General features: G+C 72.4%; 12 protein-coding genes. 7 read left to right on the top strand and 5 right to left on the bottom strand.

Annotated features, from left to right (window positions below; all coding sequences use genetic code 11):
* The first annotated feature begins 52 nt into the window (after positions 1-52).
* Complete coding sequence (locus tag ACERZO_RS46310; RefSeq protein WP_372672359.1) at positions 53-1,021, top strand: DMT family transporter; 969 nt, start codon at positions 53-55, stop codon at positions 1,019-1,021.
* 4 nt (positions 1,022-1,025) lie between these two features.
* On the opposite strand, the gene ACERZO_RS46305 is transcribed toward ACERZO_RS46310, so the two are convergent.
* Together ACERZO_RS46305 and ACERZO_RS46300 are read right to left on the bottom strand one after the other, a co-directional pair.
* Complete coding sequence (locus tag ACERZO_RS46305; RefSeq protein WP_372672358.1) at positions 1,026-1,706, bottom strand: response regulator; 681 nt, start codon at positions 1,704-1,706, stop codon at positions 1,026-1,028.
* 7 nt (positions 1,707-1,713) lie between these two features.
* Positions 1,714-3,009 carry an ATP-binding protein gene (locus ACERZO_RS46300; RefSeq protein WP_372672357.1) on the bottom strand — a complete coding sequence of 432 codons (1,296 nt, stop codon included), beginning with the start codon at positions 3,007-3,009 and terminating at the stop codon, positions 1,714-1,716.
* Between the two features lie 122 nt (positions 3,010-3,131).
* Here ACERZO_RS46300 and ACERZO_RS46295 point away from each other — a divergent pair, with 122 nt between their 5' ends.
* Both ACERZO_RS46295 and ACERZO_RS46290 read left to right on the top strand, forming a co-directional pair.
* Entirely contained in the window at positions 3,132-4,421 is a 1,290-nt protein-coding gene (locus ACERZO_RS46295; RefSeq protein WP_372672356.1) for a PspC domain-containing protein, read from the top strand.
* On the top strand, positions 4,414-4,653 hold the full coding sequence (locus ACERZO_RS46290; protein WP_372672355.1) for a hypothetical protein: 240 nt from the start codon (positions 4,414-4,416) through the stop codon (positions 4,651-4,653). The genes ACERZO_RS46295 and ACERZO_RS46290 overlap by 8 nt, the downstream gene beginning before the upstream one ends.
* A 62-nt stretch (positions 4,654-4,715) precedes the next feature.
* Here ACERZO_RS46290 and guaA read toward each other — a convergent pair whose 3' ends face one another.
* Positions 4,716-6,272 carry a glutamine-hydrolyzing GMP synthase gene (guaA, locus tag ACERZO_RS46285; RefSeq protein ID WP_372672354.1) on the bottom strand — a complete coding sequence of 519 codons (1,557 nt, stop codon included), beginning with the start codon at positions 6,270-6,272 and terminating at the stop codon, positions 4,716-4,718.
* A gap of 109 nt (positions 6,273-6,381) precedes the next feature.
* Here guaA and ACERZO_RS46280 point away from each other — a divergent pair, with 109 nt between their 5' ends.
* Complete coding sequence (locus tag ACERZO_RS46280; RefSeq protein WP_372672353.1) at positions 6,382-6,927, top strand: DinB family protein; 546 nt, start codon at positions 6,382-6,384, stop codon at positions 6,925-6,927.
* Positions 6,928-6,996: 69 nt separating this feature from the next.
* Positions 6,997-7,413, top strand: coding sequence for a hypothetical protein (locus ACERZO_RS46275; protein WP_372672352.1), 417 nt, complete (start codon positions 6,997-6,999; stop codon positions 7,411-7,413).
* Here ACERZO_RS46275 and ACERZO_RS46270 read toward each other — a convergent pair.
* Positions 7,401-8,000 (bottom strand): rhomboid family intramembrane serine protease, encoded by a 600-nt coding sequence (locus ACERZO_RS46270; RefSeq protein WP_372672351.1) that lies wholly within the window; start codon positions 7,998-8,000, stop codon positions 7,401-7,403. The genes ACERZO_RS46275 and ACERZO_RS46270 overlap by 13 nt on opposite strands.
* 74 nt (positions 8,001-8,074) lie before the next feature.
* Between ACERZO_RS46270 and ACERZO_RS46265 the strand changes: the two genes are divergently transcribed.
* Positions 8,075-9,109: a zinc-dependent alcohol dehydrogenase family protein gene (locus ACERZO_RS46265; RefSeq protein ID WP_372672350.1), complete on the top strand. Its 1,035-nt coding sequence runs from the start codon at positions 8,075-8,077 to the stop codon at positions 9,107-9,109.
* 55 nt (positions 9,110-9,164) lie between these two features.
* Positions 9,165-10,610, top strand: coding sequence for an aldehyde dehydrogenase family protein (locus ACERZO_RS46260; RefSeq protein ID WP_372672349.1), 1,446 nt, complete (start codon positions 9,165-9,167; stop codon positions 10,608-10,610).
* Here the strand turns inward: ACERZO_RS46260 and ACERZO_RS46255 are convergent.
* Positions 10,607-12,133 carry an FAD-binding oxidoreductase gene (locus ACERZO_RS46255; RefSeq protein ID WP_372672348.1) on the bottom strand — a complete coding sequence of 509 codons (1,527 nt, stop codon included), beginning with the start codon at positions 12,131-12,133 and terminating at the stop codon, positions 10,607-10,609. The two genes, ACERZO_RS46260 and ACERZO_RS46255, sit on opposite strands and share 4 nt — an antisense overlap.
* Positions 12,134-12,156 lie beyond the last annotated feature (23 nt).

Below are 12,156 nucleotides of genomic sequence, written 5' to 3'. Positions count from 1 at the left end.
CCTTACGTCTCGGCGGCGCGAAGCTGGCGCTTGATCGGAGAAGGAGGACTGGGTGGGCGAGACGAAAACCCTGCTGAGGATCGGCGCGCTGGCGTTGATGTGGGGGTCGAGCTTCTTCTGGATCAAGCTGGGGCTGGGGATGTTCTCGCCGGTGCAGCTGGTGCTGGCGCGGCTCGTGCTCGGCGCGGCGATGCTGCTGGTGCTGTGCCGGCTGCAGCGCGCCCGCCTGCCGCGCGACCGGCGGATGTGGGGTCACCTGGCGGTCGCGGCGTTCTTCCACAACGCGCTGCCCTTCCTGCTGTTCGCGATCGGCGAGACGACGGTCGACTCGGGGATCACCGGGGTGCTGAACTCGACGACGCCGCTGTGGGTGCTGCTGGCGGCGCCGCTGATGGGGACGTCGTCGCGGATGACGGGGACGCGGCTGGCGGGCCTGCTGGTCGGCCTCGGCGGGATCCTGCTGATCTTCGCGCCGTGGCAGGCGTCGGGCCTGCTCAGCTGGGGCGCGCTGGCGTGCCTCGCGGCGGCGGCGAGCTACGGCTTCGCGTTCGTCTACGAGGGCAAGTACCTGTCGGATTCGACGTCGTCGCCGTACGCGGTCGCGGCCGGGCAGATGCTGCTGGCCAGCGGGATGCTGGTGCTGGCGCTGCCGGTGGGTGGCTTGACGCCGGTGCACGTCTCCGCCGGGCCGCTGCTGGCCGTGCTGGTGCTGGGGCTCGGGTCGACGGGGATCGCGTTCGCGCTGAACTACCAGCTACTGGCGAGCGAAGGCGCGGTGGCGGCTTCGATGGTCGGGTATCTGCTGCCGGTGGTTTCGGTGCTGCTGGGCGCGGTGTTCCTGGGCGAGCAGCTGAACGCGCGGGTGATCGCGGGGATGGTGGTCGTCCTCGGCGGGGTCGCGCTGACCCGCCTCCAGAAGCCGGAGCGAGGGGCTTCGGACGTGTCCGGTGACCAAGCGGATGGGCTTGGTGACGACACCGCCGGACGCGCGCCCCGGCCTCTCGCTCCCCTGGCGGACTGAGCGGTTACACCAGGCGGCGGTCGGACGCCCAGCGGGAGAGCTCGTAGCGGTTCGAGAGCTGGGTCTTCCGCAGGACGCTCGACACGTGCGTCTCGACCGTCTTCACCGAGATGAACAGCTCCGACGCGATTTCCTTGTACGCGTACCCGCGCGCCAGCAGCCGCAGGACGTCCCGCTCCCGGGGTGTCAGCAGGTCCAGCTCGGGGTCGTTGATCGGCGCCGAACCGGGGCGGTCGGCGAACGCGTCCAGCACGAACCCCGCCAGCCGCGGCGAAAACACCGCGTCGCCGTCGGCCACGCGGACCACCGCGCGGACCAGCTCCTTCGACGAGATCGTCTTCGTGACATAGCCGCGCGCGCCGGCGCGGATGACCGCGATGACGTCCTCCGCCGCGTCCGACACCGACAGTGCCAGGAACACCACGTCCGGCAGCTCCGGCCGGACCCGGCGCAGGACCTCGGCGCCGCCGCCGTCGGGCATGTGGACGTCGAGCAGCACCACCTGGGGCTTGGTCCGGGCGATCCCGGCCACCGCCTCCGCCACCGAGCCGGCCTCGCCGACCACGCGGACCTCGTCGGTGATCGAGTCGAGCTCGGTGCGGACCCCCGCGCGGAACAGCGCGTGGTCGTCGACGAGGAACACCTTCACCGGTTCGCGCTGGGTGTCAGTCACGAGTTCGAGCATAGCCGCCTCACGCTGCCCCCTTGCCCGCTTTCACCGGCATGGCGAGCTGCACTTCGGTGCCCTCCCCCGGCGCGGTGCGCACCTTGCACGTGCCGCCGTGGCGGGTCATCCGGCCGCGGATCGAGTCGGCGAGGCCGTGGCGGTCGTCCGGGACGAGGTCGGGGTCGAAGCCCTTGCCGCGGTCGCGGACGAACACCGTCACCGCCGTCGGCTCGACCTCGGCGAAGACGCTGACCTCCTCGACGCCCGCGTGCTTCGCCGCGTTGACGATCGCTTCGCGCGCGGCCTGGACCAGCGCCACGAGCGAGTCGTCCAGCTCGGCGTCGCCGACGACCACCTGGCCGACGGAGATCGCGAAGGTGTCCTCGACCTCGCCGCACGCCGTCGCGAGGGCTTCGGAAAGCTGGCCGCTCGCCTCTTCGGCGGTCTCGACGGGCTTGCCGTAGCCGTTCGGGCCGTAGAGCCAGCCGCGCAGCTCGCGTTCCTGGCTGCGCGCCAGCCGGGCCACCTCGCGGGGCTGCTCGCTCTGCTTCTGGATCAGGGCCAGCGTCTGCAGGACGGAGTCGTGCAGGTGGGCGGCGATCTCGGCGCGTTCGTCGGTGCGGATGCGGGCCTTGCGCTCGTCGGACAGGTCGCGGACCAGCCGCAGCCAGAACGGGATGGTCAGGACGGCGACCCCGATGAGCGTCGCGAGAACCGCGATCAGGGCGAACTGGACCTGGTCGAGCGTGCCGCTGCGCAGGACGACCACGGTGATGCCGGTGATGACCAGCGCGACGCCGGCGACGATCCGGATCGCGGCCGACCAGCCACCCCCGCCGAGGAAGGCGCCCGCGAAACCGTCCTTGGCCCCGACCCGCCAGCGGCGGCGCTGCGACTCGTCGGCCTCCCGCCAGACGACCGCGAGACCGATCATGGCGACGGCGAGCGGCACGGCGACCCAGCCGCTGATGAACCCGGTGAGCGTCCCGCTGGCGACGGCGAGGCCGACCCCCAGCGCGATCAGGCCGAACGCCTGCTGGCGTTCCTTCGACGTCGGCGCCTTCGCGGTTTCTTCGGTTTGCTGCTGGACGAAGACCCAGAGGAGGCCGTAGGCGAGCAGGCCGGCCCCGTTGAGGGCGGCGAGCAGCGCGAAGGCGGTCCGCACCCAGACGACGGGGACCCCGAGGTGATCGGCGAGCCCACCGGCAACCCCGGCGATCGCCCGCCCGGACCGGCGCCGGAACATCTTGGGCTTGTCCGGAACGGTCACCTGATCGGTGGCGACGTGGTCGAGGGCTTCTTGCACGTCGTCCATGGTCACACGCGCGGGCGTGCGCTTCCATCAGGGAAGCCCCTGATCCGCTCCCGGAGCCCCGCGCCTCCGGGAAACCTCAGGGACCATCCCGGATGTCCGCCGGCCACGGATCGCGCATGCTCTTCGGTATGAGTGGTGCGAGTGAGACGCGGGCACCGAAGCCGAGTCCGTTGAACGGCTTCGAGGAGACCGTGAAGGACTTCTGGGTCAGCCGGCCGCGGCGGCCGCACGCCGGGCGGAAGGTGGCCGGCGTTGCCGCGGCCATCGGGTACCGGTACGGGATCGATCCCGTTGTCGTGCGGGTCGCCCTGGTGGTCGCCACGATCTTCGGGGGCTTCGGGGTTCCCTTCTACCTGCTGGGGTGGCTGTTCCTGCCCGGGGAGAGCGACGAGGTCTCCGGCTTCGAAAGCCTGATCGGGCGCGGCCGGTCGTCGGTGTCGCCCGCCTTCGCCGTCGTTCTCTGCGTGCTCACCGTTGTCAGCGTCGGGGGCTCCTTCAGCGGCTCGTGGTTCGACGGTGGGGCCCTCATCTCCTTCGCGCTCATCGCCATCGCGCTCTACCTGCTGCACCGCAACCGCGGCCAGGAGAACCGGCCCGCACCGGTCGTCCCGCGGACTCGAGCCTTCACCGGGAACGGAGCCTTCACCATGACCGACACGGCCACGGCCGCCCCCGAGGCGAAGCCGGGCTGGGACCCGCTCGCCGCGGACCCGGCCGGCTGGGACCTGCCCGACCCGCCGTCGACGCAGCCACCGCCTCCGCCCACGCCGCCGATGCACCACCGCGACCGGCGGCCCGAACGGCGCCGCAACTCCAAGGTGGGCTCGGCGACCTTCGCGCTCGCCGTGCTGACCGCCGGTGGTGGCGTGCTGGCCAACCTCAACGGCGCGAGCTGGTTCTCCGCGCAGCACATCGTCGGCCTGGTGCTCGGCGTCGTCGGGATCGGGCTGGTCACCGGCGCCTTCGCCCGGGGTGGGCGCGGCCTGATCGGCCTCGCCGTGCCGCTGGCGATCGCCGGGATGGTGCTGACGACCGTGCCGTTCGAGAACTTCGACTTCCGCGGCGGGGCGGGCGACCTCCGGGAGACCCCGCACGCCGTAACCGACGTGAAGCCGCTCTACCAGCACGCCGCCGGCAACATCGACCTCGACCTGACCGAGCTGCCCGCCGGCTCGCCGATCACCACCAGCGTGATCAACGGCGCGGGCGACACCACCGTCACCGTGCCGGACACCGCGGACGTCACCTACGACTGCCGCACCGGTGCCGGCAACGCGGAGTGCTTCAACCGCGAGACCGACGGCATCAGCCAGGACGCGCTGACCGGCGTCGACTACGGCACCGACGGCCCGGGCGGCCAGCAGATCACCCTGCACGTCAAGAACAGCGTGGGCAGCGTGGAGGTGCGCCGTGGCTGAACAGAACCCCTACGCCTACGACAACGCCACGGAAACCCAGCCGCCCGCGAAGCGCGGCGTGGACGTCTTCACCCTGATCGTCGGGATCGCGACGCTGCTGATCTCCGCCTACGTCCTCTCGGACGGCGCGAGCTGGCTGCCGCAGTTCGACTTCCGCTGGGTGGTCGCCGGCGGCGCGGTGCTCGTGGGGCTGCTGCTCCTCGGCGCGTCGTTCGGCAAACGCCGCCGCTAGCACCGAAATCCCTCGAGGCCCCGGATCCCACGCCGGGGCCTCGAGCCTTGTCTACAGTGGACTCATTCCCACTCGATGGTGCCCGGCGGCTTGGACGTCACGTCCAGGACCACCCGGTTGACCTCCGCGACCTCGTTGGTGATGCGCGTGGAGATCCGCTCGAGGACGTCGTAGGGCAGGCGCGTCCAGTCCGCGGTCATCGCGTCCTCCGACGACACCGGCCGCAGCACCACCGGGTGCCCGTAGGTCCGGCCGTCGCCCTGGACGCCGACGCTGCGGACGTCGGCGAGCAGCACCACCGGGCACTGCCAGATGCTGCGGTCCAGCCCGGCCGCGGTCAGCTCCTCGCGGGCAATGAGGTCGGCCGCGCGGAGGGTGTCGAGGCGTTCCTGGTCGACCGCGCCGATGATGCGGATGCCCAGGCCGGGGCCGGGGAACGGCTGCCGCTGGACGATCGTCTCGGGCAGGCCCAGCTCCAGGCCGACGCGGCGGACCTCGTCCTTGAACAGCAGCCGCAGCGGCTCGACCAGCTCGAACTCGAGGTCGTCCGGCAGGCCGCCGACGTTGTGGTGGCTCTTGATGTTGGCCGTGCCCTCGCCGCCGCCGGACTCGACGACGTCCGGGTACAGCGTGCCCTGGACCAGGAACTTGTAGTCGCCTTGCGCCTTGAGGTCGCGCTCGGCCTGCTCGAAGACGCGGATGAACTCGCGGCCGATGATCTTGCGCTTCTGCTCCGGGTCGGTGACGCCGGCCAGCGCGTCCAGGAAGCGCTCGCGCGCGTCCACGGTCACCAGGTTGACGCCGGTGGCGGCGACAAAGTCGCGCTCGACCTGGGTGCGCTCCCCCGCCCGCAGCAGGCCGTGGTCGACGAACACGCAGGTCAGCCGGTCGCCGATGGCGCGCTGGACCAACGCGGCCGCGACCGCGGAGTCGACGCCGCCGGACAGGCCGCAGATCGCGCGGCCGTCGCCGATCTGGTCGCTGATCCGCTGGATCTGCTCCTCGACGATCGACGACGTCGTCCACTGCGGCTTGATGCCGGCGATGTCGTGCAGGAACCGGCGCAGCACCTCCTGGCCGTGCGGCGAGTGCGCGACCTCCGGGTGGTACTGGACGCCGGCGAAGCGCCGCTCGACGTCCTCGAAGCCGGCGACCTCGGCGCCGTCCGAAGACGCGGTGACGACCGAGCCCTCCGGAGCCTTGGTGACGCTGTCGTTGTGGCTCATCCACGCCGGCTGGTGCGCGGGCAGGCCGGCGTGCAGAACGCCGCCGTCGCCGGCGACGCGGACCTCGGTGCGGCCGAACTCGCGCACCCCGGTCGGCTCGACGACGCCGCCGAGCGCGCTGGCCAGCAGCTGGTGGCCGTAGCAGATGCCGAACATCGGCACGCCCGCTTCGGTGAGCTTCGGGTCCATGCCCGGCGCGCCTTCGGCGTACACGCTCGACGGACCGCCGGAAAGGATGATGGCCGCGGGGTTCTTCGCGAGGATCTCTTCGGTCGACGCGCTGTGCGGGACGACCTCGGAGTAGATCTGCGCCTCGCGCACGCGCCGGGCGATCAGCTGCGCGTACTGCGCCCCGAAGTCCACGACGAGAACCGGACCGGTGGGGTTGGGCACCTGGCGACCTCCTGGCGAGAAGCGGGATTCCCCACCATCGTCCCAGGTGGGCCCGGTCACTCCCGATTCAGGGCCGCCCCTGTCCGCGATCGGGCCTACGGTCCCCGGTATGGCTGTGAACTGGACCAAGGAACTGACCGACCAGCTCGACTTCCACTGGAACATCCACACGCGACCGAAGCTCGAGGGCCTCACCGACGACGAGTACTTCTGGGAGCCCGTCGCGGACTGCTGGACCGTGCGGCCGCGCAAGTCCGACGACGAGCCTGGCACGGGCCCGTTCACCATCGACTTCGCGTTCCCCGAGCCGACGCCGCCGCCGGTCACGACGATCGCGTGGCGCCTCAACCACGTCCTGGTCGGGGTGCTGGGCATGCGGTCGGCGTCGCACTTCGGCGGCCCGCCGATGACGTACGACGACTACCCGTACCCCGGGACGGCCGCCGAGGCGATTTCGCTGCTCGACGAGTACTACGCCCGGTGGGTCGAAGGCGTGAAGTCCCTCGACGAAGAAGCCCTGGCGCGGCCGTGCGGCCCGGCGGAAGGCCCGTACGCGGAGTACCCGATGGCGACGCTGGTGCTGCACATCCACCGCGAGATGATCCACCACTGCGCCGAAGTCCTGCTGCTGCGCGATCTCCACCGCAACCGGTGAGCTGTAACGCGGAGTCATCATCGGCCCGATTCACCGGGTATCGAGGACAGCTCCGAGGGGGACTCGCGCATGCTCTACCGACTCCGTCCGACCGGCGTCGTGACCTGGTGTGACGTGCCGGGGTACGTGGTCTGCCGCGCCGACGACCAGCCGCCGCCCGACTGGGAGCGGCTGTCGTGGGTGCCCGCCGAGACACGCGCGTTCAGCAACGACCTCCTGCGGATCGCCGTCCGCTACGGCGCGCGCTCGGGCAGCGGGATCGTCCTCGACGCCCGGCACACCGAGGACCTGGGCAAGGCCGACGAGCTGCGGTGCGACCGGATCGCCGCCGCGGAACAGCGCGACGGTGTCGACGACGGCGACTGGGAGCGCACCGAGGAAGCGGCCCGCCAGGCCGAAGCGGATCTCGCCGCCCTCCTCGCGGTGCCGCCGCAGCCGCACCTGGTCGCGCACTGGTGCCGGCTCGGCGGCCGCTACCCGGACTGACCGGGCCGCGGGAGGAGCAGGAAGCCCAGCGCCATCCCCAGCAGCAGCGGCAGGCCGTGGTTGTCGTGGACGACCGTGTCGACCACGGCCAGCACCGGCAACGCGAACGCCAGCACCCGGAACTGGACCGGCAGCACCACGCCGTAGCGGCGCGAAGCCACCATGACGACCGCCGCCAGCCCACCGAGCAGGCCCGCCACGCACATCGAGTTGCCCGCCCCGGCCGGGTTGAGCCACAGGTAGCTCACGACCTGGCCGAACAGGCCGCAGCCGAAGTACAGGACGAGCCAGCGGCCGCGGCCGAAGACGCGCTCGGCGAGCGTGCCGAACACCGCCAGCCAGACCAGGTTCGACGTCAGGCCGAACGCCCAGCCGTCCTGGAAGAACATGCCCGTCACCAGGCGGTACCACTCGCCCGCGTCGATGCGCGCCGCGTCGCGGTGCATCGCGTCGTAGAGCGGCGGGTGCACCAGTTGCGCGATCCCGCACGCCAGCGTCACCGCGAAGACCACAGCCGTCAGGTACGGGCGGCGGCGCACCGGGGCGAGGGCCGCGAACGGGTTGCGGGATGCGGTGCGCGTGGTCATGGACGAAAATCTAGGCGCGCCACCGCCGTCGCACCCCCGACGTTTGTCACGAACCACCACGGGAAGGCCCCAGCATGCGAGCGACAGTCATCTACGGCGCCGGCGACGTCCGGGTCGAGACCGTCCCGGACCCGAAGCTGGCCGAGCCGACCGACGTCGTCCTGCGCGTCGTGCGGTCCTGCATCTGCGGCAGCGACCTCTGGCCCTACGCCGACATGCCGCCGCGCGAGCACGGGCGCCGGATCGGGCACGAGTTCCTCGGGATCGTCGAGGAGGCCGGCGCCGACGTCACCACGCTGAAGAAGGGCGATCTCGCCATCGCCCCCTTCGTCTGGTCCGACAACACCTGCGAGTTCTGCCGCGAAGGCCTCCAGACGTCCTGCCTGCACGGTGGCGGCTGGGGCGCGAAGGGCGTCGACGGCGGCCAGGGCGAGGCCGTGCGCGTCCCGCAGGCCGACGGCACCCTGGTCAAGGTCCCGCACACCGAGGACGACGACCTGCTCGCGTCCCTGCTGACGCTCTCGGACGTCTTCTCCACCGGTCACCACGCCGCGGTGAAGGCGCGCGTGAGCCAGGGCCAGAACGTCACGGTCATCGGCGACGGCGCCGTCGGGCTCTCCGCCGTCCTCGCGGCGAAGCGGCTTGGGGCCGACCGGATCATCCTGATGGGCCGGCACCGGGCCCGCACCGACCTCGGGCGCGAGTTCGGCGCGACCGACGTCGTCGCCGAGCGCGGCGACGAGGGCGTCGAGAAGGTGCGCGAGCTGACGAACGGCCGCGGCACGCACGCCGTCCTCGAGTGCGTCGGCACGCTGGGCGCGTTCGAGATGGGCGTCGGGGCCGTGCGCGCGGGCGGCGCGGTCAGCCGGGTCGGGCTGCCGCAGTACGAGGACGCCCCCGCCGGCGTGGGCGTGTTCCGCCGCAACGTCACGATCACCGGCGGCGTCGCGCCCGCGCGGCACTACATCCCCGAGCTGCTGCCGGACGTCCTCGACGGCAAGTACCAGCCGGGTCGCGTCTTCGACCGCACGATCGACGTCGAAGGGGTGCCGGACGGCTACCGCGCGATGGCGGACCGCGAAGCGCTGAAGGTGCTCATCAAGCCGTGACCCGTCCGGGTGGGGGTCCGGCGGCGAGTCCCCCGCTCGGATTACGTTGGTACGCATGGACATGATCACCCCCGAGCCGCGCCCCGCCTGGATCGCCGGCCGCCCGGAGCCGGGCGCCACCACCCTCGTCGTGCACCACCCGTACGACGGCAGCGAGGTCGCCACGGTCGCCGTCCCGGGGCCGGAGCAGGTCGACCGCGCGGTCACCGCCGCCGTGTCGGTCGCTCGCGAGTTCCGCGCCACCCCCGCGCACGTCCGCGCCGGCGCGCTCGAGCACGTGTCCCGCGTGCTCGCCGCCCGCGCCGAGGAGATCGCCGAGGTCATCACCGCCGAGAACGGCAAGCCGCTCAAGTGGGCCGAGGCCGAGGTGAAGCGCGCGGTGTCGGTGTTCCGGATCGCCGCCGAGGAGGCCCGCCGGTTCAGCGGCGACGTCCAGCGCCTCGACACCGACCCGGCGGGCGAGGCGCGGCTGGCGCTGACCCGCCGCGTCCCGCGCGGGCCGGTGCTCGGCATCGCGCCGTTCAACTTCCCGCTCAACCTGGTGGCGCACAAGGTCGCGCCGGCACTGGCGATCGGCGCGCCGATCATCGTCAAGCCCGCGCCGCGGACGCCGTTGTCGTCGCTGATCCTCGGTGAGATCCTGGCCGAGACGGACCTGCCGGAAGGCGCGTTTTCCGTGCTGCCGCTGGGGAACGAGGAGACGCAGAAGCTCGTCGCCGACCCGCGGCTGCCCGTCGTCTCGTTCACCGGCTCCGGCCCGGTCGGCTGGTCGTTGAAGGACGCGGCGCCGCGCAAGCACGTCGTGCTGGAGCTCGGCGGCAACGCGGCGGCCGTCGTGCTGCGCGACTGGCCCGACCCCGAGGGCGCCGCGCAGCGCATCGCCACCTTCGGCAACTACCAGGCCGGGCAGTCCTGCATCGCCGTGCAGCGGGTGATCGTCGACGCCGCCGTCGCGGACGAGTTCGTGCCCGCGCTCGTGGAAGCCGTCGAGGCCCAGCGGACGGGCGACCCGTACGACCGCAACACCGACGTCGGCCCGGTGGTCGACGAAGCCGCGGCCGAGCGGATCGTCGCGTGGATCGACGAGGCCGTCGCGGCGGGCGCGAAGGTGCTCACCGGCGGCACCCGCGACGGCGCGACCGTCGCCCCGACCCTGCTCACCGACGTCCCGCCGGACACGAAGGCGTGGGCCGAGGAGATCTTCGGGCCGGTGCTCGCGGTGTCCGTTGTGGACGGTGTGGACGCGGCCTTCCGCTCGGTCAACGAATCCGCGTACGGCCTGCAGGCCGGCGTCTTCACCACCGACGTCCAGCTGGCGTTCCACGCGTCGGCCGAGCTGGAGGTGGGCGGGGTGATCATCGGCGACGTCCCGTCCTACCGCGCCGACCAGATGCCCTACGGCGGCGTCAAGGGCTCCGGCGTCGGCCGCGAAGGCGTCCTCGCGGCGATGCACGACCTGACCGAGGAGCGCGTCACGGTCTTCACCGGCATCGACCTCTAGGCGATCACACCCTGCCCGAACCGGAAGACGTTGTTGGGGTCGTACTTCTTGGCGACGTCTCCCAGCCGCTTGGAGTTGTCGCCGTAGTAGGCAGCTCGCCAGTCGGGCAGGGTGGGGTCGATGTAGTTGACGTACCCGCCGCCCGCGCCGGCCGCCGCGAGGCCCGCGACGACCTCGCCCACCGAGTCCGCCACCTTCGCCCGGGTCTTCCCCGTCGCCGGCGCGTAGATCTGGACGCTCGCCAGCGCGTCGCGGTGCCAGAACGCCGTCGCGTCCTTCGCCGGCTCGGCGACCTTGCCGCCGAGGCCGTCGATGAGCAGGTCCATGCCCGCGCGGCCGTCGGCGAGGGCGACGACCTTCGCCGGGTCGACCGGGTTGGTGATGATCCGCGACGACGCGACGAACGACTGCCGGGCCGAGCTGCCGGAGAAGTAGTTCATCGCGCCGAGGTAGTCGAGGGCCTTGACCGTGCGCTGGGTCGGCCGCGCGCCGGCGTTGGCGGTGAGGTTGTTGAGCAGGGTGTTGAGCCCGGAGGGCGCGCCGACGTAGCAGCCGCCGACACGGCACTGCACCGGCGAGCCACCGGAGAGGACGATGTTGGCCCACAGCTCCGGCGGCATCGCGGCGATCCACTGCTGCCACGCGCCGAGCACGCCGGTCGCGGAACCGGCCGGGAAGTGCAGCGAGAACACCGTCAGGTTCGGCGCGGGATCGGTGTCGAAGGTGAACTCGGTGACGATGCCGAAGTTGCCGCCGCCCCCGCCGCGCAGCGCCCAGAACAGGTCGGGCTCGGAGCTCGCGGACGCCGTCACCAGCTTGCCGTCGGCGGTGACGACCTGCGCGGAGCTCAGGTGGTCGCAGGTCAGGCCGTACTTGCGGGCGAGCACGCCGATGCCGCCGCCGAGGGTCAGCCCGGCGATCCCGACCGTCGGGCAGGAGCCGGCGGGCAGCGCGCGCCCGGCCCGTGCGAGGCCGGCGTAGACGTCCTTCAGCTTCGCGCCGGCGCCGATCACCGCCTGGGTGCCCTGGACGTCCACCTTGTTCATCGCGGAGACGTCGATGACCAGGCCGCTCTCGGGGACGGAGTAGCCGGCGTAGCTGTGGCCGCCGCTGCGCGCGGCGAGCGTGAGGCGCCCGGCGGCGGCCTGGACGCAGGTCTGCACGTCCTTGGCGTTCGCCGCCGACGCCACGGCGACGGGGTTGTTGCCGTCGAAGAGCGGGTTGAAGGCGCGCTTGGCGGTGTCGTAGCCGTCGGCGCCCGGGCGCAGCAGGGCACCGGTCAGCTTGCCGCGCAGGTCGTCCCAGTTCGGCGGGCCGGTGGGCAGCCGCGTGGCGGGCGGCCCGGACGTCACGGGGGCGGCGGGCGTGCTCGACGCGACCGGCGTCGAGGGCGTGCCCGGCCCGCAGGCGGCGGCGACGGCACCGGCCGCCGAGACGCCCGTGATCCGGAGGAACGTCCTGCGGTTCACGCTGTCCACATCGGACTCCTCGCTGCCGGGGACGCCCAGTTTAGGGCCGGACACCGGCCTCCGCGCCCCTGATCACT

It is taken from the genome of Amycolatopsis kentuckyensis (assembly GCF_041679295.1).
In the GTDB taxonomy this organism is placed as follows: Bacteria; Actinomycetota; Actinomycetes; order Mycobacteriales; family Pseudonocardiaceae; genus Amycolatopsis; species Amycolatopsis kentuckyensis_A.
Note: the sequence above shows the minus strand (reverse complement) of the source record. Positions and strands in the feature narration are given on the sequence as shown.